We start from the raw sequence: 21,689 nt of genomic DNA, 5'->3' as shown, positions 1-21,689 counted from the left end.
CGACGAACTTATCGGTGGTGCGCGGCGATGGAGCGCGGCCCACGGGACAGCGCGACCATCCCGGACTGCACGATCTCGCGGATGCCGTAGGGCTCGAGCATGCGACGCAGGGCGTTGAGCTTGTCCTCGGTGCCGGTGGCCTCGACGGTGACCGCCTCGGGGGCGACGTCCACGACCTTGGCCCGGAACATCTGCGTGACCTCGAGGACCTGCGAGCGCACGCTCGCGTCCGCGCGGATCTTCAGCATGACGAGCTCGCGCTGCACCGAGGTCGTCGGCTCCAGCTCCACGATCTTGATGACGTGGACGAGCTTGTTGAGCTGCTTCGTCACCTGCTCGAGGGGGAAGTCGTCGACGGTGACGCAGATCGTCATGCGCGAGATCCCCTCCTCCTCGGTGGGGCCCACGGCGAGCGACTGGATGTTGTAGCCGCGTCGCGAGAACAGGCCGGAGATGCGTGCGAGCACGCCGGGCTTGTCCTCGACGAGGACGGACAGGGTGTGTGTGGTGGTCATGCTGTCCCCCTCTCCTTATTGGCAACCTCGTCCGCTCCGCCGGCCTCGGGGTCGTCGAACAGCGGCCGGATGTCGCGGGCCGCCATGATCTTGTCGTTGCCCGTCCCGGCCGCGACCATCGGCCAGACCTGCGCGTCGGCGCCGACGGTGAAGTCGACGACCACCGGGCGGTCGTCGATGGCCATGGCCTCCGCGATCACCCGGTCGACGTCGTCCTTCGACTCGCACCGCAGGCCCACGCACCCGAGCGCCTCGGCGAGCAGGACGAAGTCGGGCACGCGGTGCTTGTGGGTGCCGAGCTCGGTCTGCGAGTAGCGCTCCTCGTAGAACAGGGTCTGCCACTGGCGGACCATGCCGAGGTTGCCGTTGTTGATGACCGCGACCTTGATCGGGATGCCCTCGATCGCGCAGGTCGCGAGCTCCTGGTTGGTCATCTGGAAGCAGCCGTCGCCGTCGATGCACCACACGGTGGTGTCCGGCTGGCCGACCTTGGCCCCCATCGCGGCGGGCACCCCGTAACCCATGGTCCCGGCGCCACCGGAGTTGAGCCACGTGCGCGGCTTCTCGTAGCGGATGAACTGCGCCGCCCACATCTGGTGCTGCCCCACGCCCGCTGCGTAGATCGCGTCCGGGCCGGCGATCGCCCCGATCCGCTCGATGACGTACTCGGGCGAGAGCGTGCCGTCGGGCGGGTCGTCGTAGCCCAGCGGGAAGGTGGACCGCCAGCGCTCGAGCTGCTCCCACCAGTCCCGCTGCTGCTCGTGACGGCCGCTGCGGGCGTCCTCCCCCGCGGCCCGCAGGGCGCTCGTGAGCTCGATGATGACCTCGCGGGCGTCACCCACGATCGGCACGTCGGCCGGCCGGTTCTTGCCGATCTCGGCCGGGTCGATGTCGGCGTGGACGATCTTCGCCTCGGGCGCGAAGGTCGAGAGGTCGCCGGTGACGCGGTCGTCGAACCGCGCCCCGAGGGCGATCAGCAGATCGGACTTCTGCATCGCCGCGACGGCGGCGACGGTGCCGTGCATCCCCGGCATCCCCAGGTTCTGGCGGTGGCCATCGGGGAACGCGCCACGGGCCATGAGGGTGGTGACCACGGGGGCGCCGGTCTCGTCGGCGAGGTCGAGGAGCTCGGTGGAGGCCTCGGCCTTGATCACACCGCCGCCGACGTAGAGCACCGGGCGACGCGCCTCGCCGATCAGGCGGGCGGCCTCCCGGATCTGCTTGGAGTGCGGCCGGGTGGTCGGCCGGTAGCCGGGCAGTCGGGTCTCGACGGGCCAGCTGAAGGTGGTCTGGGCCTGCAGGACGTCCTTGGGCAGGTCGACCAGGACCGGGCCGGGACGCCCGGTGGAGGCGATGTGGAACGCCTCGGTGATCGCCCGCGGGATGTCCGCCGGGTCGGTGACCAGCATGTTGTGCTTGGTGATCGGCAGCGTGATGCCGCAGATGTCGGCTTCCTGGAACGCGTCGGTGCCGATGAGCTTGCGGCCCACCTGCCCCGTGATCGCGACGATCGGCACCGAGTCGAGCATCGCGTCCGCGAGGGGCGTGACGAGGTTCGTCGCCCCCGGGCCGGAGGTCGCGATGCAGACGCCGACGCGGCCGGTGGCCTGGGCGTACCCGGTGGCGGCGTGGCCCGCGCCCTGCTCGTGGCGCACGAGGATGTGGCGCACGAGCGTGGAGTCGTAGAGCGGGTCGTAGGCCGGGAGGATCGCGCCGCCGGGAATGCCGAAGACGACGTCGCAGCCGACGGCCTCGAGCGAGCGCACGAGGGACTGGGCCCCCGTCGCCGGGGTGGGGTCGACGCGGGCCGGACGAGGAGCGGCCGGACGGGTCGCGGGTTGCGCGGCCTGGTCCTGCTGCTCGGTCGGCACGCCGGAGCGCGGCGCCGGGCGCGGTCTGGCTGTGGTCATCGGTGATCAGCCTCTGGGGGATCAGGTACGAGTGTGTGAACGAGCCCCGGACACGAAAAAGCCCTCGCCGCCAGGAGGCGGAGAGGGCCGGCGCGTCAGCGAACTAGGCAGCGAGCACGAGGCTCGTCAGGCGCTGACGCGCCCGGCGAGTACGAGAATTCGCTGCATGCCAGGACGGTAGCACGGCCCGTCCTCCACCCCGCCACCGTGCCGGAGTGATCCGCCCCGCTCTCGGCCGGCACCACGGCGGCACCGCCGATTGCGCGAAACCGCCCTCGACCGGCCCGGTCCGCTCGTAGCATCGGACCCCGCGCAGCACCGGGCGAGGGAGGGCCACATGACCGCGCCGGGCGGCGGGTTCCGGGTCGATCCCGTCGTCGTGGACGCCGCGTCCGTCGCGACGGCCGCGGCCGAGCCGACGATGCGGGCCTTCGGCGAGGAGGTCGCCGCGGCGGCCGCCGTCGCCGGGAGCGCGGCCGGCGAGGGCCCCTCGAGGACGTCCTGGCCGCCTTCGGGGCCGGGGCACGGAGCCGCGCGTCCGAGCGCGGCCGCGAGACCGCGCTGGGTGCCGCCGGCGCGCACCAGAACCTGCTGCGGGAGGCCGCGGCGGCCGCCATGGACCCGGTGGCGAGGGCCGCGGCCGACGCGAGGTACGCCGACATGGCGACGCTCGGCAACCGGCTGGCCTTCGTCGGCCCCGCCGCCGGGCAGCTGCTCTCCGACGCCGACAACCCCCGTTTCAGTGCGGCGGAGCGCGCCGGGCGCGCCGCGGCACAGGGGCGACGGTGGGCGTCGGGGCCATCGGTGGGGCCGCCGCGGGCGCCGCCCTCGGCACGCTGCTGTTCCCCGGCGCGGGCACCGTCGCCGGGTTCGCCCTGGGTGCCCTGGGCGGCTGGGGCGGAGCGGTGCTGATGGACGAGGTCAACGACCACGCCGTCGACACGACCGGGGAGCAGGCCGATGACGTCGACGCCTGGTGAGCCCCCGGCCGTCCAGGGGTGGGTGGCGCTCGCCCTCGGCCTCGGCTGCGTCGTCGTGACGGTGCTGGTCTGGCGCGGCACGTGGCGCAGCTGGGTGGGCGGCCCGACGGGGTCGGGGCCGCTCTTCGTCTTCCCCGCCGGAGCCCTGCTCGCCTTCGACTACGCCGCGACCTTCGTCCTCCCGGAGGGCCGGACCGGGTCGCGGATCGCCGCGCCGTTGCTGCTCGCCGCGATCCTGGTGATCGTCCTGGGGCTGTGGGGCCCCTCGTGGTTCGCCCCGCGCTGGTACCGCGAACGCCACGCGCGGGGCACGGCGACGCCCGCCGCGGACCGGCAGCCGGCGCCCGCGCAGAACAGCGAGGCGCTGGCCCGCAGCGCGCGCCGTCCGGTGAGGCCGGAACGTCGGCGGCAGGCGGCACTGCTCGAGGCCGGGCTCGGCGCCCCGGAGGGCACCGGCGAGCCCGACCTGGTGCCGGGGCACCTGCTCCTCTACCCCGACGAGATCGTGTTCTGCGCCGAGGCCGCCGACGACGCGGTCCGGCCCGGGCCCACGATCCGCGCGATCCCGGCCGGCTCGGTCGTGGCGGTCGAGGTCACCCCGACCGCACGGACCCGGGTCGTCCAGGTCCGCTTCCCCACCGTCGCGATCCACACCGCCGACGGGACGGCCCACCGCTTCGAGTGCGCCCGCGCCCGGGTCGTCGCCGACGACCTCGTCGGCCTCTACGGCGCCCGCCGGACCCCGGGGTGAGCGCTCCGGCGGCACACCGCGCCCGGACACCGGCCTGCTGGCACCATCGCGGGAGTGAGCACCGAGCAGGGGACGACGGCGGGGACGGCCGACGAGGTGCCGGCCCGCCCGGCGACGTTCCGGGCCGTCCCGATGCCGGCGCTGATCGCCGTCGGCTTCGTCGCGATCTGCATCTCCCCGATCGCGTTCCTCGGCGGCCCCTGGTTCCTGGCGTTCCTCCTCCCCCTCGGCCTGGGCTGGTGGGTGGTGCGCACGCGCACGACCGTCGACACCGAGGCCCTGCGGGTGCGCTCGGCGTGGGGCTCCCAGCGACTCGCGTGGGACGACCTCGCCATCCTGCGCGTCGTCGAGCGCGGGTGGGTGCGCGCGGTCCGCGGGGACGAGAGCGAGCTGGCGCTGGTCGGCGTGCGCACCCGCGACCTCGGACGCGTCGCACAGGCCAGCGGCGGGCGGATCACGATGCCGACGCCCGAGGAGGTCGAGGACGCCGCCGCGCACCAGCGCGAGCTCGAGGCCACCCGGATGCGGATCGCGAGGCTCCGCGAGGCCGACCAGCGGTCCGACCAGCAGACCGAGCAGACCGAGCAGGCCGACCAGCAGACCGAGCAGCCGACCGACCGGGACGCCGCCGACGCGACCCCGAGCGAGGGATCCGAGCGGGCGTAATCTCGGGCGGTCGTCGCCTGATCGTTTCCGCCACCTGATCGTCCTGTGAGGTCACCTGTGCCGCCGCTCCGCTCGCGCGTCACCACCCAGGGCCGCAACGCCGCCGGGGCGCGCGCCCTCTGGCGCGCCACCGGTCTCACCGACGCCGACTTCGGCAAGCCGCTGGTCGCGATCGCCAACTCGTACACGCAGTTCGTGCCCGGACACGTGCACCTCAAGGAGATGGGCGAGCTGGTCGCGGGCGCGGTGCGCGAGGCCGGCGGCATCGCGCGCGAGTTCCACACGATCGCCGTGGACGACGGCATCGCCATGGGCCACGGCGGGATGCTGCACTCGCTGCCGTCCCGCGAGGTGATCGCCGACGGCGTCGAGCACATGGTGCAGGGCCACGCCGTGGACGCCCTGGTCTGCATCTCGAACTGCGACAAGATCACCCCGGGCATGCTCAACGCCGCGCTGCGGCTGAACATCCCGACGGTGTTCGTGTCGGGCGGGCCGATGGAGGCCGGCAAGGCCGTCGTCGTCGAGGGCGTCGCCCAGGCCCCGACCGACCTCATCACCGCGATCTCCGCGTCCGCGTCGTCGCAGGTCAGCGACGAGGGCCTGACCGAGGTCGAGCGCTCCGCCTGCCCGACCTGTGGGTCGTGCTCGGGAATGTTCACGGCGAACTCGATGAACTGCCTCACCGAGGCGCTCGGGCTCTCGCTGCCCGGCAACGGGTCCACGCTGGCGACGCACGCGGCGCGCCGCGAGCTCTTCCTCGACGCGGGCCGCACGGTCGTCGACCTGGCCCGGCGCTACTACGCCGAGGACGACGACTCGGTGCTGCCGCGGAACGTCGCGTCGCGGCACGCGTTCGAGAACGCGATGGCCCTCGACGTCGCGATGGGCGGCTCGACGAACACCGTGCTGCACATCCTCGCTGCCGCCCACGAGGCCGAGCTCGAGTTCTCGCTGGCCGACATCGACGCCGTCAGCCGGCGGGTGCCGTGCGTCTCGAAGGTCGCGCCGAACTCCTCGCACCACATGGAGGACGTGCACCGCGCCGGCGGCATCCCCGCCATCCTCGGCGAGCTCGACCGGGGCGGCCTGCTGCACCGCGACGTGCACGCGGTCCACGCCCCCTCGCTCGACGCGTGGCTCGGCGCCTGGGACATCCGGGGCGGCTCGCCGTCCGAGGAGGCCCTCGCGCTGTTCCACGCCGCCCCCGGCGGGGTGCGCACCGTCGAGCCGTTCTCGACGACCAACCGCTGGTCCTCGCTCGACACCGACGGCACCGACGGCGTCATCCACGACGTCGCGCACGCGTTCTCGGCCGACGGGGGGCTCGCCGTGCTCACCGGCAACCTGTCCCCCGACGGCGCCGTCATCAAGAGCGCAGGCCTGCCCGAGGACGGGCGGTTCTTCCGCGGACCCGCGCGGGTGGTCGAGAGCCAGGAGGAGGCCGTCTCGATCATCCTCGGGAAGCAGGTGCAGCCCGGCGACGTGATCGTCGTGCGCTACGAGGGCCCGGCCGGCGGCCCCGGCATGCAGGAGATGCTGCACCCGACCGCGTTCCTCAAGGGCGCGGGTCTCGGCGCGGTGTGCGCGCTGGTCACCGACGGCCGGTTCTCCGGCGGCTCGAGCGGCATCTCCGTCGGGCACGTCTCCCCCGAAGCGGCGGCCGGCGGCACGATCGGGCTCGTCCAGGAAGGCGACGAGATCCTGCTCGACGTCGACGCGCGGCGCATCGAGCTGCTCGTCGACGAGGACGTGCTCGCGGAGCGCCGCGCCAAGATGGAGGCCTCGGAGCGCCCCTGGCAGCCCGCCGTCGAGCGCCACCGCCACCTCACCAGCGCCCTGCGCGCCTACGCGAAGCTCGTGACCTCGGGGGCGACGGGCGCGGTCCGCTCGATCTAGGTCGCCTCCTCGGTGGCGAATCCCGCGCTGAGCGCGGGGTTCGCCACCGAGGTCACGCCACCGACGTCTCGCCACCGGGGTCTCGTCAGCGGGGTGGGGACCGGTGCGACGCCGCGCGCAGCGCGTCGGCGATCCGGCGGCACTCGTCGCGCGTGAGCACGACGGTGTGCCGGCCCAGGGCCATCACCGCGAACGGGTCGCCGTCCTCGACGTCGACCCGCACGATCTCCTCGCCCGCCCCTGTGCTGACGCTCGTCCACGCTGTCATCGCCCGCTCCGCTCCGACGTCGTCCACGTCTCGGCGCGTGGGCGTACCACCCTTTCTACATACTTGCGTGCTGCCTAGCAAGTAAGAGCGCCGTCAGTACCCGTTGATCACCAGGTTCGGCGGGTCCTCGCCGCGGGCGACGGCCTCGAGCTGGGTGTGCACGACGCGGTAGGCCCGCTCGAGGTGTCCGGGCACGCTGCCGCCGACGTGCGGGGTGATCAGCAGGTTGGGCGCGGACCACAACGGGTGGTCGGCGGGCAGGGGCTCGGGATCGACGACGTCGACAGCCACCCGCAGGCGCTCGGCGCGCAGCTCGGCGAGCAGGGCGTCGGTGTCGACCACGGGCCCGCGCGCCGCGTTGACCAGCAGCGCCCCGTCGGGCATCGCGGCGAGGAACGCGGCGTCCACGAGGCCGCGGGTCTCGTCGGTGAGCGGGACGAGGAGCACGACGACGTCGTGGTCGGGAAGCAGGTCGGGCAGCTCCGAGGTGGCGTGCACGCCCTCGCGGGCCCGGCGCCCGACGCGGGTGATGGTGGCGACGTCGAAGGTCTCCATCCGGCGCGCGGTCTGGTCGGCGAGGTCGCCCGCGCCGACGAGCAGGACGCGCTTGCCGGTGAGCGTGTCGGTGATGTGCTGGTCCCACCGGCCCTCGTCCTGGGCGCGCACGAACGGCGGGATCTCGCGCAGCACGGCGAGGGTCGCGGCGAGCACCCACTCGGCGGTGACCCCGCCGTGCGCGCCCTGGCAGTCGGAGAGCTGCACGCCGTCGGGGAGCCGGCCCACCCACATCTCCGCGCCGGCCGAGAGCAGCTGCACCAGGCGCAGGTTCGGGCAGCGCTCGACCAGCTTCAACGCGTCGGTCGTCGCGAGGAAGCCGGGGATGAGCACCGCGGCCCGCTCCGCGGCGTCGGGGAGGGAGTCGGCCTGCTCGTCGTAGCGGACGAGCTCGAGGCCGTCGATGTCGGCGAGCGCGGCCTCGCCCTCGTCGTGGGGCACCAGCACGGTCACGGGTTCGGCGCTCACGGGGCGGGAGGGTAGTCGCCGTCGTCAGTCCTGCAGGCCGGACACCCGCAGCGTGATGTTGATGCGGCCCTCGGGCAGACCGATGTCCTCGACCGCGAAGGACGGCACCATCCTCGGCACCCCGTGGTAGGCCAGCCGGTGCTCCCGGCCGAACACCACGAGGTCGCCGGAGTCGAGCACCAGGTCGGTGTACGGGCGCCCGCGGTTCTCGGTGTTGCCGATGCGGAACACGCAGGCCGCCCCGAGGCTCAGCGACACCACCGGGTCGTCGGCGGCCTCGTCGCGGTCCTGGTGCATGCCCATGCGCGAGTCCGCGCCGTAGAAGTTGACCAGGGCGATGTCCGGGCGGTACTCGGCCCCGGCCTCCGGGTCGTCGTAGGCGGCGGCCACGGCCTCGCGCCCCAGGTCGGCGAGCCACGCCGGGAACGGCAGGACCGCGGAACCGTCCTGGTCGTCGCGGGTGCGCGAGTAGCGGTAGGGGATCCAGTGCCAGCCCAGGCACACCGTCTCGACGCTCATCTGCCCGCCCGTGGGCAGCCGCGCCGCGCGCGCCCCGGGCCCGTGCGCGGCCCACCGGCGGCACGCCGCGACGAGGCCGCGCCGGCGCTCGACGTCGAGCCACCCGGGCAGGTGCACGACGCCGGGCGCCACCTCGGTCATCGGGATCCACCTCCTCTCCCCGGGAACACCGTCGCGCACGGTTCGGTGGCCGCCCCCGTCTCACGGCCGGCACAGCAGGGGACGCCTAGTGTGTCGAGCCGTGTCCGGTCCGTCGCGGTACGTGCTGCTGCTCGCCGCGCTGACCACGCTCGCGGCGCTGCTCGCCGGCTGCGCGCAGTTCCCCGACGCCGGGCAGCAGCCCTGGCGCGAGCGCCCCGACCTCTCCGCCGAGCGGGCGCCGCAGCCGCAGCTGCCCGAGACCGGCGAGCCGACGCCGGCACCCAACTCGGACGGGCCCTCGGTGCCCCCGCCGTGCGTCGACCCCGATCCCCAGGTCGTCGCCACCTGCCTGGCGCCGATGTCCGCCGTCGTCACGCTGCCGGGCGGGGCCGCCGCCCTGGTGGCCGAGCGCACGACCGGACGCATCCTGCGCGTCGCTCCCGAGGAGACCCCGGAGACCGTGGCGACCGTGCCCGTCGACGCGGCGGGCGACGGAGGGCTCACCTCGCTGGCGCTCTCCCCCTCCTACGCGGAGGACCAGCTCCTCTACGCCTACGCCACCACCCCGGGCGGCAACGCCGTCCTGCGGATCGCGCCCGGGGACGTGCCCAAGACCGTGCTGGGCGGCATCCCGCGCGGGGCGTCGGGCAACAGCGGCGCGGTCGGGGTCGAGCCCGACGGCACCCTGCTCGTCGCCACGGGCGACGGCGGCGACCGGGCGGCCGCGGCCTCGCCCACGTCGCTGGCCGGCAAGCTCCTGCGCATCGACCCGTTCGGCCGGCCGGCCCCGGGCACGCCGGACCCGGCGTCGCCGGTGGTGGGCAGCGGCCTGCACGCCCCCGGCGACGTGTGCGCGGACGCGGCGACCGGCGTCAGCTGGGTCACCGACCGGGCCGGCCCGCGCGACGTCCTGCTGGCCGTGCGGCCCGGGGTCGCGCCGGGCCCGAACGCGGCCGCCGCCCCGGCCTGGACGTGGCCCGAGCGACCGGGAGTGGCCGGGTGCGCGGCGCTGCCCGGCACTCTCGTCGTCGGGCTCCGGGGCTCGAGCGCGATGTTCGTCCTGCGCCCCACACCCCAGGGCGGGTTCGTCGGCACGCCGCAGGCGGTGCTGGCGGGCACCTACGGGCGGATCACCGGCACCGACGTCGCCTCGGACGGCCTGATCTGGTTGACCACGGCCAACAAGGACGCCGGCGGCCCCGTCACGCCCACCGACGACCGCGTCGTGCGCATCCGCCCGCCGTCGGGCGGAGCCAGCGGGGCCGACTAGCGGCCCGAGGAGCGCGCCCTCGGAAGGAACCGACCCCCGGACGCACCGCGGCCCCGGTCCTCCCCCCGGGCAGGGAGGAGGACCGGGGCCGCGGGTCCGTCCTGATCTGGGGAGCGGATCAGGAGAACGAGAGCATGCTGGAGCCGCTCGAGATCGCGTCGTCGACCTGCTGGGCGCCGGAACCGGTGGCGTCGTGGACCTGACCGGAGACCTCGTTGACCGAGCCGGAGATCTCCTGCTCGGTGTCGGTCGCCTGGCTGCCGACCGGAATGCCGTTGTCGTTCGCGGCGGTCTGCAGGTCCGAGGTCACCGCCGAGGTGATGCGGTTGACGTCGTGCTGGGCGGCGGACGCGTGGCCGCCGACGAACTCCTCGCCGCCCTTGACGGTCGTGGGCACGTCCGTCTCGGGGAGCTCCTGCAGGCCCTCGGCATTGCTGGACGCCACGTCCTCGAGGGTGGACGTCGTGTTGTCGAGGTTCGGCGCCTCGGCGGCGAACGCGAACGACGCAGTGCCGCCCGTCAGCGCGAGCGCGGCGGCGGCGGTCAGTGCGCCCCGGCCGGCGATCTTGCCGACCGTGCTCGCCTGGCGGGCACTGTGTGCACCCATTCGACCCTCCTGGGTAGTTCATCTGGCTTCGGGGGATGAACCGGACGGTCGTACCGCACAGAGCGACGGTGACGCCCGGTTCAGAAGCCGCTACACGCTGCTTCCTGAATCACCCAACGGAGGGATCTCGGTCGAGTTACGGGGAGGTCTCGAAAAAGATGTTGCCCGGACGAATCCGGGTCACTGACAGCGCTCGAGCACCAGCTCCTGGACACGCGCGGCGTCCGCCTGCCCCCGAGTGGCCTTCATCACCGCGCCGACGATCGCCCCGGCCGCCTTGGTCTTGCCCGCGCGGATCTTCTCGGCCACGGCGGGCTGGGCCGCCAGCGCCTCGTCCACCGCGGCGGTCAGCGCGCTCTCGTCGCTGACCACGGCCAGACCCCGCCCGGAGACGACGTCGTCGGGCTCGCCCTCGCCCGCGAGGACGCCGTCGACGACCTGGCGCGCCAGCTTGTTGGTCAGCGTCCCGTCCTCGACCAGCGCGATGACCCGGGCGACCTGCGCCGGCGTGATCGCGAGCCCGGTGAGGGCGACGCCCGCCGTGTTGGCCTGCTGGGACAGGTACGAGACCCACCAGGAGCGCGCGGCCTCCGGGGGCGCACCCGCCTCGACGGTGTCGGCGACGAGGTCGAGCGCGTCGGCGTTGACGAGGTCGCGCAGCTCCTCGTCCGAGAGGCCCCAGTCGGTCTGGATGCGCGCGCGGCGCTCCCAGGGGCGCTCGGGCAGGGCGGCGCGCAGCGTCTCCACCCAGTCGCGGGAGGGCTCGAGCGGCGGGAGGTCGGGCTCGGGGAAGAAGCGGTAGTCGGCGAAGGTCTCCTTCGGCCGCCCCGGCGAGGTGGTCCCGGACTGTTCGTCGAAGTGCCGGGTCTCCTGCCGGATGGTGCCGCCGGAGAGCAGCACGCCGGCGTGACGGCCCATTTCGTAGCGCACCGCGCGCTCCACCGACCGCAGCGAGTTGACGTTCTTCGTCTCGGTGCGGGTGCCGAACTCCGTCGCGCCCTTGGGCATCAGGGACACGTTGGCGTCGCAGCGCATCGAGCCCTGGTCCATCCGGACGTCGGAGACCCCGAGGCCGCGCAGGACGTCGCGCAGCGCCGTGACGTAGGCGCGCGCCACCTCGGGGGCGCGGACGCCGGCCCCGATGATCGGCTTGGTGACGATCTCGATCAGCGGCACGCCGGAGCGGTTGTAGTCGAGCAGCGAGTAGTCCGCGCCGTGGATGCGCCCGGTGGCCCCGCCGACGTGCAGGGACTTGCCCGTGTCCTCCTCCATGTGCGCGCGCTCGATCTCCACGCGCCAGGTGGTGCCGTCGTCGAGCGGTACGTCCAGGTAGCCGTCGAAGACAATCGGGTCCTCGTACTGGGAGATCTGGAAGTTCTTCGGCATGTCCGGGTAGAAGTAGTTCTTCCGGGCGAAGCCGGAGCGCTCCCGGACCTGGCAGTTCAGCGCCAGGCCGATCTTGATCGCGGACTCCACGGCGGTGCCGTTCAGCCGCGGCAGCGAGCCCGGCAGGCCCAGGCACACCGGGCAGACGTGGGTGTTGGGCTCCGCGCCGAAGGCGTTCGCGCAGCCGCAGAACATCTTCGTCTCGGTGTTGAGCTCCACGTGCACCTCGAGCCCCATGACGGGGTCGAACTGCTCGCAGACCTCCTCGACGGTGTAGGGCGCGGACTCGACGCCAGGGGTCGTCACAGCCGTCATCGGGAGCCCTCCAGAGCACGGAGTTCGGGGATGCGGGGGCCGGCGTCGGCGGACGAGGACCGCGCCGTCTCGTAGGCCGCCGCGACCCGATAGGCGCGGTCGTCGGCCAGGGCGGGCGCCATGATCTGCATGCCGACGGGCAGCTGGTCGTCGGCCGCGAGGCCGCAGGGCACCGAGAGCGCGGCGTTGCCGGCGAGGTTCGACGGGATCGTGCAGAGGTCGGCGAGGTACATCGCCAGCGGGTCGTCGGTGCGCTCGCCGATGGGGAACGCCGTGGTGGGCGTCGTCGGCGAGACCAGCACGTCGCACGTCTCGAACGCGGCGGTGAAGTCGCGGACGATCAGCGTCCGGGCCTTGAGCGCCTTGCCGTAGAGCGCGTCGTACGAGCCGGCGGACAGGGCGTGCGTCCCGATCATGATGCGGCGCTTGACCTCGGCGCCGAAGCCCTTCTCGCGCGTCTGCGACATCACCTCGTCCGTGGACTGCGAGCCGTCGTCGCCGACGCGCAGCCCGTAGCGCATGGCGTCGAAGCGGGCCAGGTTGCTGGAGGCCTCGCTCGGCGCGATGAGGTAGTAGGCCGGCAGCGCGTAGGAGAACGAGGGGCACGAGACCTCGACGACGTCCGCGCCCAGCTCACCCAGCACGCGCACGGCGTCGGTGAACGCGGCGAGCACGCCGGGCTGGTAGCCCTCGCCGGCGAACTCGCTGACGATCCCGACGCGCACGCCCGCGAGATCGCCGCGGGCACCGGCCAGCGCGGCCTCGACCACGGGCGGCAGCGGGCCGTCGACCGAGGTCTGGTCGCGCCGGTCGTGCCCGCCGATCACCTCGTGGAGCAGCGCGGCGTCGAGCACCGACCGCGCGCACGGCCCGATCTGGTCCAGCGACGACGAGAACGCGACGAGCCCGTAGCGCGAGACCGTGCCGTAGGTGGGCTTGACCCCGACGGTGCCGGTGACGGCGCCGGGCTGGCGGATCGAGCCGCCGGTGTCCGAACCGAGGGCCAGCGGCGCCTCGCCCGCCGCGACCGCCGCCGACGACCCGCCCCCGGAGCCCCCCGGGATGCGCGAGAGGTCCCAGGGGTTCCGGGTCGTGCCGAACGCCGAGTTCTCGGTCGAGCTGCCCATGGCGAACTCGTCGAGGTTGGTCTTGCCCAGCGGGATCAGGCCGGCCGCCCGCAGCCGGGCGACGACGGTCGCGTCGTAGGGCGGGCGCCAACCGTCGAGGATCGCCGACCCGCAGGTGGTCGGCATGTCGACGGTGGTCATGTTGTCCTTGACCGCCACCGGGACCCCGGCCAGGGGCGAGACGGGCCCACCCTCGGCCAGCGCGCGGTCGACCGCCTCGGCCGCCGCGAGGGCGCCCTCGGCGTCGACGTGCAGGAAGGCGTGCACGCCGTCGGGGCCGCCGTCGCCGTCGACGGCCTCGATGCGCTCCAGGTGCGCCCGGGTGACCTCGACCGACGAGACCTCGCGGGCGTGGATGCGCCGGGCCAGCTCACCGGCGTCGAGGGAGATCAACTCGCTCTGTCCTCCCGTCCCTCTCACAGCTCCTCCCCCAGGATCCGCGGCACGCGGAAGCGGCCCTCCTCGGCGGCGGGCGCGCCCGCCAGGGCGGCCTCGCGCGGCAGCGAGGGCTCGGTGGTGTCGGGACGCAGCACGTTCGTCTGCGGCACCACCTGTGCCGTCGGCGGGATGTCGTCCGGGATGTCGCCCACCGCCGAGACCGTGTCCACGATCGCGTCGATCTGGCGCGAGAACGTGTCCAGCTCGTCGTCGGTCACCGCGAGGCGGGCCAGGCGGGCGAGGTGGGCGACGTCGTCGCGGGTGATGTCGGACATGTCCCTCCGGGGTCGTGCACGATGGTCGGGTCGGGCTCCGCGCGGCGCCGGGTGAGAGGTCGTCTCCCGGGACGTCGGGGCGAGCTCCGTTGCGTCTCCCGCACGCGAAACACCCAGTCTAGGACCGCGCCGACCCGGGCCTCGACGAGGTTTGCCGGGAGGCGGCGTGTGATCGTCCCTCGCCCCCGCGGGGGTCGGCCTGGGAGGATGCGCCGGGTCCGCGGCGGGTACCTGGGCGCACGCGGGGTCCACGTCGGTGTCGGGGGACTCGCGGGAGTCCCGGGGGGTCGAGGAGGGCCGTGACCTACTTGCTGCGCGTGGTGCTGCCCGACAGGCCCGGCACCCTCGGGGCCCTGGCCTCGGCGCTCGGTACCGAGGGCGCGGACATCCTCTCCGTCGACGTCGTCGAGCGCGGCGCAGGGACGGCCGTGGACGACCTCGTCGTGGACATGCCCAGCTCACGCCCCCCCGACGTGCTCATCACCGCCGCGGAGTCCGTGCACGGCGTGGTGGTCGAGTCGGTGCGGCCGTTCGCGGGAGCCCTGGACACCACGCGCGAGCTGGAGCTGGTGGAGGCCGTCGCCGCCCGTCCCGAGATGGGCGTGACGCTGCTGGCCGAGGGCGTGCCGGGCCTGTTCCGCTCGGCCTGGGCACTGGTCACCGAGGCCACGGGCACCGGGGCCAGGGTGCGCCGCGTGGCCTCGAGCGCCGCCGCGCCGGAGACCGAGGCCGCCGAGCTCGCCTGGCTGCCGCTGGACAAGGCGACCGTGCTCGATCCTGCCGGCGGACACGTCGTGCCCGAGGCCTGGACCGCGCTCGACACCGAGCTGGCCGCCGCGCCCGTCGGCCGCCCCGAGCGGGCGCTGGTCGTCGGCCGGCCCGGCGGGCCCGCGTTCCGGCCCTCCGAGCTCGCCCGCCTGTCCCACCTCGCCGGGATCGTGGCGACGATCGTGGGTTAGCCGCCCGTCAGGGCGCGGGGAGGATGTTCGTGTTCCGGTGGAACACGTTGTCCGGGTCGTACGCCGCCTTGATGCGCTGCAGGCGCGCGTACTTCGTACCGTAGGCCGCCGGTACGCGGTGGGCGTCGTCGCTGCCCATCCCGTTGACGTAGGCGCCCGTGCCCATGGCGTGGGGCGCGATCGCGTCGAAGAAGCCCCGCACCCAGACGCGCTCGACCGACTGCGCGTCGGCGTCGGGCGCCATCCCGACGATGAACATGGCCAACCGCGGCGAGCGCCCGCCGCTGAACGCCGTGCTCGCGTCGTCGGCCGCGGAGAACGCCCCGCCGAGCACGTAGAAGAGGACGGCCGACATCGGGGACACGGTCTCGGCGACCCGCTCGACGATCACCTCGATGGCCTCGTCCGTGAACGTCTCGAGGTAGAGGGACTTCTCGTAGGCGTGAGTGCCCCAGGCGAACCCGTCGTCGAACATCTGCTGGAGCGCCGTGTAGGGCATCGGCGCGACCATCTCGAACAGCGGAGGCAGTCCGTCCCGGACGCGGTCCACGACGTCCCGGTGGCTCTCCTCGCCGCCGAAACCCACCGCGATGAGGGCGATCCCGAGGCGGAAGTGGTGCTCTTCGGGCACGAAGGGTTCGGGGGGCGCGTGCATGGCCACCACCTCGAAGCTCACGTCGGGCGGGAGATCGGGGATGACCTCGCGCGCCATCCGGAAGGCGTCGGCCGCCTGGTCCATGCCGTAGAAGAGCATGGCCATGTCGACCTGCGGGCCCACCTCGTGCAGCACGAACTCGAACTCGGTGACGATCCCGAAGTTCCCGCCGCCGCCCCGGATCGCCCAGAACAGATCCGGGTTCTCGTCGGCCGCCGCCCGCACGATGCGCGCGTCGGCGAGGACGACGCGCGCCGACACGAGGTTGTCGATCGTCAGCCCGTACTGGCGCGTCAGCCAGCCCATGCCCCCGCCGAGGGTGATCCCGGCGATGCCCGTATGGCCGACCTCGCCGGACGGCACGGCGAGCCCGTGGATCTGCGTGGCGGCGTCGAGGTCCCTGAGCAGCGCACCGCCCCCGACCGTGGCGCGCCGAGCCTCCGCATCCACGTCCACGTCGTTCATCCGGCTCACGTCGATCACGATGCCGGCGTCACCGACGCACATCCCCGCCATCGAATGGGCGCCGCTCCGCACCGACATCTCGAGCGAGGAGTCGCCCGCGAAGGACACCGCCTGGGCGACGTCCTCAGTGGTGGCGCAGTAAGCGACGACGGCCGGTCTCCGGTCGATGTCGGCGTTCCACACCCGTCGGGCCTCGTCGTACCCCGGGTCCTCCGGGGTGACGACGGTGCCCGACAGCGAGGCGCGCAGTTCGTCGAACCGTGAAACGACGTAGGTCATGGTCGTGCTCCGTCCCCGTGGATCGCGCGTCAGCGGAGCGATCTGGGTCCGGGGCTCCTGGCGTCCCGACGGACTCCGGCCGCGCGACTCTCCGTATCGTCGCGCTGGGCCGGACGAGGACCCATACGTAGAAGTACGAAGGGGCCCGCGTCGACATGGTGACGCACCGTGAGAACTCGCGTCAGCGGCGGTGCTCGGCCCGGGATCCGGGCCAGAGCGGCGAGGACCGCAGGCCACCCGCGCGGGTGCCGTTGCGGCGACGCTCGTAGCGCCCGGCCACGTCCTTGCCCAGGGCGTAGCGCACGAGCTCCTCGTTCCCCGTGGCGAGCCAGGTGCCGTCGGGGCCCTTGAGGGTGTCCTCGAAGCCGATGCGGGTGTCGAGGTTGTTGCGCTTGGCGTACTCGAGCACCGGCCAGGCGCCCGCCTCCTCGCCGTGCAGGAGGATCGGCGCGGGGACGGGACCGAGGGCCTTGAGGATGCGCACGGCCTCGGCCACCGCGGTGTCGGGATCGGTGACCGTGACCTCCGCGAGGACGCGGGCGGTGCCGCGCGGGAGGCCGGCCTGCTTGAGCTGCACGGCGTCGCCGGTGGTCCAGACGCCCAGCTCGATGCCGATGTCGACGGCGTCGAGCGCCTCGCAGACCCGTTGCCAGCCACGCTCGTGGACGTTGACGGCGGCGACGTCGGGGCGGGCGTGCTCGGGCAGGCGGCCCCACTGGGCGATGATCTCGGTGCGCCGCATGGGGTCGGGCTCGACCCAGCGCGCGGTGGTGATCCCGATCTCGATCTCCGGGGCCTCGCGGCGGATGGCGTCGACGACCGTGCCGATCACCCGTGGGTCGAGGCTCTCCTGCCCGTCACGGTCACGTGGGTGGACGTGCAGGCTGGCGACGCCGAGGGCGGCCACGGCGCGGGCGTCGCGGGCGAGGTGGCGCGGGCTCATGGGGACCGCGGGGTACACGTCGGCCGGTCGGGCACCGTTGAGGCAGCACTGCAGCACCGCGGCGACCCTCCCTCCACCTGCGACCCAGGACCCTGAGTTCCAGCTGGTGTCCAGCTTCGACGCTCTCGGCGACGAGGGCAACGCCGAGCCGCGAGCCGTCGCGCCGTCAGCGGCCCGAATCGCCACTGCCACCCGGACGGTCGCATCCCTCGTCACCCGTCGGTGTGAGTGTGCCGCACGCGGCCACGAATGCCCCGGCGCCCTCGGACCTCGGGTGATCTCCCGCGACCCTCAGGCGTTCGCGTCCTCCTCCGTCGACGCCCCACCGTCCCCAGGGACCCCCTCGGCCTCGTCCGTCCCGTCCGTTCCCGTGACCAACGCGACACCGGCCGCCGCGTCCGGGCCCTGCTCCAGGAGCACCCGGAAGCCGTCCTCGTCGAGGATCGGCACCTTGGCGGCGATCGCCTTGTCGTACTTCGAGCCCGGCTCGTCGCCGACCACCACGAACGCCGTCTTCTTCGACACCGAGCCGGCCGCGCGCCCGCCGCGGGCGAGGATCGCCTCCTTCGCCTCGTCGCGCGAGAGCGTGGGCAGCGACCCGGTGACGACGATCGAGAGCCCCTCGAGGTTGCGGGGCATCGACTCGTCGGCCTCCTCCTCGAGCTCGACGCCCGCGGCGCGCCACTTCTCGACGACCTCGCGGTGCCAGTCGACCGAGAACCACTCGCGCACCGCGTGCGCGATGGTCGGGCCGACCCCGTCGACCGCGGCCAGCTCCTCCTCGCTCGCGGCGTCGATGGCGTCGACCGACCGGAAGTGCCGCGCCAGGGCCTGGGCCGCGGTGGGACCGACGTGGCGGATCGAGAGGCCCACGAGCACCTTCCACAGCGGGCGGTGCCGGGCGGTCTCGAGGTTGGTCAGCAGCTTGCGGCCGTTGGCCGAGACGTTGCCGGCCTTGGTGCGGAAGAGGTCGACCCGGCCGAGGTCGTCCTCGGTGAGACGGAAGACGTCGCCCTCGTCCTGCACCACCCCGGCGTCGAGCAGCGCCGTGGCGGCCTCGTAGCCGAGCACCTCGATGTCGAATGCGCCACGCCCGGCGACGTGGAACAGCCGCTCCCGCAGCTGCGCGGGGCAGGAGCGGGCGTTGGGGCAGCGGAGGTCCTTGTCGCCCTCGCGCATCTGCCGCAGCTCGGTGCCGCACTCGGGGCAGTGCGTCGGCATGACGAACGCGTACTCGTCGCCGGTGCGCGCCTCGACGACCGGGCCGAGCACCTCGGGGATGACGTCGCCCGCCTTGCGGATGATGACGCGGTCGCCGATGAGGACGCCCTTGCGCTCGACCTCGCCCGCGTTGTGCAGCGTCGCCAGCGAGACCGTCGACCCGGCGACGAGCACCGGCTCCATCTCGGCGAACGGCGTCACGCGCCCGGTGCGTCCGACGTTGACGCTGATGCCCTTGAGCGTCGTCGTCGCCTGCTCCGGCGGGTACTTGTAGGCGATCGCCCAGCGCGGGGCCCGCGAGGTCGACCCGAGCCTGCGCTGCAGGGAGACGTCGTCGACCTTGACCACCACGCCGTCGATCTCGTGCTCGGCGTCGTGGCGGTGCTCGCCCCAGTACCCGACGTGCTCGATGACCGCGTCGACGCCGTGCAGCACCCGGGTGTGCGTGGACACCGGCAGCCCCCACGCCGCGAGCGCGTCGTAGGCCTGCGACTGGCGCACCGGGGTGAAGCCGCGCCGCTTGCCCAGGCCGTGGCAGATCAGCCGCAACGGGCGCGTCGCGGTGACCCGCGGGTCCTTCTGGCGCAGCGAGCCCGCCGCGGAGTTCCGCGGGTTGGCGAACGGCTGCTTGCCCGCCGCGACCAGGCCGGCGTTGAGCTCCTCGAAGTCCGCGAGGCGGAAGAACACCTCGCCGCGCACCTCCATCAGCTCGGGCACGGGGAACTCGTCGGTGCCCGTCAGCTCGGTGGGCACGTCGGCCAGCGTGCGCATGTTGAGCGTGATGTCCTCGCCCGTCCGCCCGTCACCGCGGGTGAGCGCGCGTGTGAGGTGCCCGTCCTCGTAGAGCAGGTTCACCGCGAGCCCGTCGATCTTGAGCTCGCAGAGGTAGAGCAGCTCCTCGGTCGGGTGGTCGAGCTCGCGCTGCACCCGCAGGACCCACTCGCGCAGCTCCTCGGGCGCGAAGGCGTTGTCGAGCGAGAGCATCCGCTCGAGGTGGTCCACCGCGACGAAGTCGGTGGAGAAGCCGCCGCCCACCCGCTGCGTGGGCGAGGCGGGCGTGACCAGCGACGGGTGCTGCTCCTCGAGGCCCTGCAGCTCGCCGAAGAGCTCGTCGAACTCCCCGTCGGTGACGATCGGGGCGTCGAGGACGTAGTAGCGGAACTGGTGGTCGGCCACGACCTCGGACAGCTCCTGGTGGCGCTGGGCTGCGTCGGTCGGCACGTCGGTGTGTTCCGTGCTGGTCACGGGCCCGAGGTTAGCCGGGCACCCCGACGGTGAACCGCGACTCGACCGTGTCGGGGCCCGGACGGGGCGCGCCGCGGTACGGGATCGAGCACGCGAGGGTCAGGACGCCGACTCCGGAGAACAGCAGGACGGTCGCGGCGACGCCCGCGGGGGTGAGGAGGCCGGAGAGGTCGCCGACCAGCGCCACGATGACCACGAAGGCCGCGACCGGGACGATCATCGCCGCCCAGGCCAGGCGTCGCCGCGCAGGAGTCCCGCGTCCGGCCAGGGCCCACCCGCCCGCCATCGCCGGGAGCACGAGGAGCAGCGCGGACGGGTCGACGGCGAAGATCAGCGGTACGAGCGTCAGGCGGCGGCCCGGGCGGCCGAGGCGTCGCCGGTGCTCGGCGTACCCGAGCAGGCCGCCGACGACGGCGCTCGTGAGCAGGATGAAGCCGAACGTGCCGAGCCAGCTGACGGTCGATTCCCGCCCGGCCACGACGGCCATGAACGCCCGCATCGACGCACCCCACGCGATGCCGCACACGACGCCGGTGAGGACCAGCGCCCGTTCGGTGCGCGGCGACGCACCCGCGACGCCGAGCACCGCGAGCCCGGCCACCGCGACGAGCGACACGAGCAGCACGGCGAGCCAGGCGCCGCGCGGGGTGTCGAGGGCGAGCCCGCCCGGCGGGACGGCCGTCAGGGCGCTCAGCGCAGCCGCCACCCACGCCAGGGCGCAGACCGCGCCGCCGCGCAGCACCGATCGGGCCATGACCGCCTCCGGCGTCCGCCAATCCGTACGGAGAGTACGCGCGGTCGGCCGTCCGGGGACTGGTCGTTCCAGGTGGAGCGCGTGCGGTAGGACGTCGACCACTCGGGGTGAGCTAGAGGTCGCGCCCGAGGTGGCGTTCCACCGACGCCACGAAGCCGCGTGCGATCCCGGCGTACGAGGTCTCGGTGACGCCGCCGACGTGCGGGGTGACCGCGACGTTCTCGGCGAGCAGCTCCTCGTCGGGGTCGATCGGCTCCACCCAGGTGACGTCGAGGCCCGCGCCGGCCACCCGTCCCGCGTGCAGCGCGGCGAGCAGGGCGTCGCGGTCGACCACCGGACCGCGCGCCACGTTGACCACGTGACCCCGGGGACCGAGCGCCTCCAGCGCCTCGGCACCGACGATCCCCCGCGTCTCCTCGGTGAGCGGGCAGGCCACGACGAGGTCGTCGCAGCGGGCGAGGGCGGTGAGCAGGTCGGCGGTGCGGTGGTAGTGCCCGTCGTCGAGCAGGGTCGCGGCCCGCGGCGTCTCGGTCCGCGGGCGACGCCCGATGCCGACGGGCACGGCGTCGAACGCGCGCAGCCGCACGATCACCTCGGCGCCGATGTCGCCGACCCCCAGGACGCCGACCGTGCGGCCCGCCAGCGTCGTGCCCGACGGCTCCCCGACGACACGGCGCGCGACGTTCGCCTGCGCCTCGGTGAACCGGCGCAGCAGGGCGAGCAGGTGCAGCAGCGCGATCTCCGCGACGGCGACGGCGTTCCCGGACGCGGCGCCCGAGACGTTGTCCACCGGGATCCCGCGCTCGGCGGCGGCCGGCATGTCCACCCCGGACAGGCCCACCCCGAACTGCTGGACCATGCGCGGGGTCGTCGCGTCCATCAGCGCGCCGGAGATCGAGCTGCCCATCGGGCACAGCACGTCGACCCGCTCGAGCCCGCCCGGGGGCACGTCGACCGGGACGTCGACGATCTCGATCCCCGACCACCCGACGTCGTCGAACGCCGTGGCGAGGGCTCCGCTCAGGGCGGCGAACCCGCCGCCCACCAGTCCGATCCGCACGCCTCTCAGTGGATCACC

At 73.9% G+C, this 21,689-nt stretch carries 20 protein-coding genes; 6 read left to right on the top strand and 14 right to left on the bottom strand.

From position 1 onward, the window contains the following. Positions 1 to 8: 8 nt before the first annotated feature. Both ilvN and ACQPYN_RS10275 read right to left on the bottom strand, forming a co-directional pair. Complete coding sequence (gene ilvN, locus ACQPYN_RS10280; protein ID WP_433036498.1) at positions 9 to 515, bottom strand: acetolactate synthase small subunit; 507 nt, start codon at positions 513 to 515, stop codon at positions 9 to 11. After that, the gene (locus ACQPYN_RS10275; protein ID WP_433036496.1) at positions 512 to 2,425 is read right to left on the bottom strand and encodes an acetolactate synthase large subunit; all 1,914 of its coding nucleotides are present in this window, start codon (positions 2,423 to 2,425) and stop codon (positions 512 to 514) included. The genes ilvN and ACQPYN_RS10275 overlap by 4 nt, the downstream gene beginning before the upstream one ends. A gap of 785 nt (positions 2,426 to 3,210) precedes the next feature. Here ACQPYN_RS10275 and ACQPYN_RS10270 point away from each other — a divergent pair. Genes ACQPYN_RS10270 through ilvD form a run of 4 tightly spaced genes read left to right on the top strand, consistent with a single transcriptional unit; the run spans position 3,211 to position 6,721 of the window. Next, a complete protein-coding gene (locus tag ACQPYN_RS10270; RefSeq protein ID WP_433036494.1) occupies positions 3,211 to 3,405 on the top strand; it encodes a hypothetical protein in 195 nt (64 codons plus the stop codon). After that, positions 3,386 to 4,156, top strand: a complete 771-nt coding sequence (locus tag ACQPYN_RS10265) for a hypothetical protein (protein WP_433036492.1) — start codon at positions 3,386 to 3,388, stop codon at positions 4,154 to 4,156. The genes ACQPYN_RS10270 and ACQPYN_RS10265 overlap by 20 nt, the downstream gene beginning before the upstream one ends. A gap of 54 nt (positions 4,157 to 4,210) precedes the next feature. Further along, complete coding sequence (locus tag ACQPYN_RS10260; protein ID WP_433036490.1) at positions 4,211 to 4,822, top strand: PH domain-containing protein; 612 nt, start codon at positions 4,211 to 4,213, stop codon at positions 4,820 to 4,822. A gap of 57 nt (positions 4,823 to 4,879) precedes the next feature. After that, on the top strand, positions 4,880 to 6,721 hold the full coding sequence (gene ilvD / locus ACQPYN_RS10255; RefSeq protein ID WP_433036488.1) for a dihydroxy-acid dehydratase: 1,842 nt from the start codon (positions 4,880 to 4,882) through the stop codon (positions 6,719 to 6,721). An 85-nt stretch (positions 6,722 to 6,806) separates the two neighbouring features. On the opposite strand, the gene ACQPYN_RS10250 is transcribed toward ilvD, so the two are convergent. The 3 genes from ACQPYN_RS10250 to ACQPYN_RS10240 form a co-directional block, all read right to left on the bottom strand. Beyond that, positions 6,807 to 6,989, bottom strand: coding sequence for a hypothetical protein (locus tag ACQPYN_RS10250; RefSeq protein ID WP_433036486.1), 183 nt, complete (start codon positions 6,987 to 6,989; stop codon positions 6,807 to 6,809). Between the two features lie 93 nt (positions 6,990 to 7,082). Further along, the gene (locus ACQPYN_RS10245) at positions 7,083 to 8,012 is read right to left on the bottom strand and encodes a 2-hydroxyacid dehydrogenase (RefSeq protein WP_433036484.1); all 930 of its coding nucleotides are present in this window, start codon (positions 8,010 to 8,012) and stop codon (positions 7,083 to 7,085) included. Between the two features lie 24 nt (positions 8,013 to 8,036). Then, the gene (locus tag ACQPYN_RS10240; RefSeq protein WP_433036482.1) at positions 8,037 to 8,672 is read right to left on the bottom strand and encodes an alpha-ketoglutarate-dependent dioxygenase AlkB family protein; all 636 of its coding nucleotides are present in this window, start codon (positions 8,670 to 8,672) and stop codon (positions 8,037 to 8,039) included. A 100-nt stretch (positions 8,673 to 8,772) separates the two neighbouring features. On the opposite strand from ACQPYN_RS10240, the gene ACQPYN_RS10235 reads away from it, so the two are divergent. Next, positions 8,773 to 9,942, top strand: a complete 1,170-nt coding sequence (locus tag ACQPYN_RS10235; RefSeq protein ID WP_433036480.1) for a PQQ-dependent sugar dehydrogenase — start codon at positions 8,773 to 8,775, stop codon at positions 9,940 to 9,942. A gap of 118 nt (positions 9,943 to 10,060) precedes the next feature. Here ACQPYN_RS10235 and ACQPYN_RS10230 read toward each other — a convergent pair whose 3' ends face one another. The 4 genes from ACQPYN_RS10230 to gatC all read right to left on the bottom strand — a co-directional run bounded on the left by ACQPYN_RS10230 (position 10,061) and on the right by gatC (position 14,090). Further along, positions 10,061 to 10,549 (bottom strand): hypothetical protein, encoded by a 489-nt coding sequence (locus ACQPYN_RS10230; protein WP_433036478.1) that lies wholly within the window; start codon positions 10,547 to 10,549, stop codon positions 10,061 to 10,063. 180 nt (positions 10,550 to 10,729) lie between these two features. Further along, positions 10,730 to 12,250, bottom strand: a complete 1,521-nt coding sequence (gene gatB, locus ACQPYN_RS10225) for an Asp-tRNA(Asn)/Glu-tRNA(Gln) amidotransferase subunit GatB (RefSeq protein WP_433036476.1) — start codon at positions 12,248 to 12,250, stop codon at positions 10,730 to 10,732. Then, positions 12,247 to 13,770: an Asp-tRNA(Asn)/Glu-tRNA(Gln) amidotransferase subunit GatA gene (gene gatA / locus ACQPYN_RS10220; RefSeq protein ID WP_433036474.1), complete on the bottom strand. Its 1,524-nt coding sequence runs from the start codon at positions 13,768 to 13,770 to the stop codon at positions 12,247 to 12,249. The genes gatB and gatA overlap by 4 nt, the downstream gene beginning before the upstream one ends. 23 nt (positions 13,771 to 13,793) lie before the next feature. Continuing rightward, positions 13,794 to 14,090, bottom strand: coding sequence for an Asp-tRNA(Asn)/Glu-tRNA(Gln) amidotransferase subunit GatC (gene gatC, locus ACQPYN_RS10215; protein WP_328309414.1), 297 nt, complete (start codon positions 14,088 to 14,090; stop codon positions 13,794 to 13,796). 299 nt (positions 14,091 to 14,389) lie between these two features. On the opposite strand from gatC, the gene ACQPYN_RS10210 reads away from it, so the two are divergent. Beyond that, complete coding sequence (locus ACQPYN_RS10210; RefSeq protein WP_433036471.1) at positions 14,390 to 15,049, top strand: ACT domain-containing protein; 660 nt, start codon at positions 14,390 to 14,392, stop codon at positions 15,047 to 15,049. Between the two features lie 7 nt (positions 15,050 to 15,056). Here the strand turns inward: ACQPYN_RS10210 and ACQPYN_RS10205 are convergent, their stop codons facing one another. The 5 genes from ACQPYN_RS10205 to ACQPYN_RS10185 all read right to left on the bottom strand — a co-directional run bounded on the left by ACQPYN_RS10205 (position 15,057) and on the right by ACQPYN_RS10185 (position 21,671). Next, positions 15,057 to 16,448 carry an FAD-binding oxidoreductase gene (locus tag ACQPYN_RS10205; RefSeq protein ID WP_433036469.1) on the bottom strand — a complete coding sequence of 464 codons (1,392 nt, stop codon included), beginning with the start codon at positions 16,446 to 16,448 and terminating at the stop codon, positions 15,057 to 15,059. 181 nt (positions 16,449 to 16,629) lie between these two features. After that, positions 16,630 to 17,448, bottom strand: a complete 819-nt coding sequence (locus ACQPYN_RS10200; protein ID WP_433036467.1) for a 3-keto-5-aminohexanoate cleavage protein — start codon at positions 17,446 to 17,448, stop codon at positions 16,630 to 16,632. Between the two features lie 234 nt (positions 17,449 to 17,682). Further along, complete coding sequence (gene ligA, locus ACQPYN_RS10195) at positions 17,683 to 19,857, bottom strand: NAD-dependent DNA ligase LigA (protein WP_433036465.1); 2,175 nt, start codon at positions 19,855 to 19,857, stop codon at positions 17,683 to 17,685. 10 nt (positions 19,858 to 19,867) lie between these two features. Continuing rightward, positions 19,868 to 20,611, bottom strand: a complete 744-nt coding sequence (locus tag ACQPYN_RS10190; RefSeq protein ID WP_433036464.1) for a hypothetical protein — start codon at positions 20,609 to 20,611, stop codon at positions 19,868 to 19,870. A gap of 112 nt (positions 20,612 to 20,723) precedes the next feature. Further along, the gene (locus ACQPYN_RS10185; protein ID WP_433036462.1) at positions 20,724 to 21,671 is read right to left on the bottom strand and encodes an NAD(P)-dependent oxidoreductase; all 948 of its coding nucleotides are present in this window, start codon (positions 21,669 to 21,671) and stop codon (positions 20,724 to 20,726) included. Positions 21,672 to 21,689 lie beyond the last annotated feature (18 nt).

Origin of the sequence: Actinomycetospora sp. CA-053990, assembly GCF_050948445.1 — a bacterium.
Taxonomy (GTDB): domain Bacteria; phylum Actinomycetota; class Actinomycetes; order Mycobacteriales; family Pseudonocardiaceae; genus Actinomycetospora; species Actinomycetospora callitridis.
The sequence above is the reverse complement of the archived record's forward strand: the minus strand, read 5'-3'. Positions and strand labels throughout refer to the sequence as shown.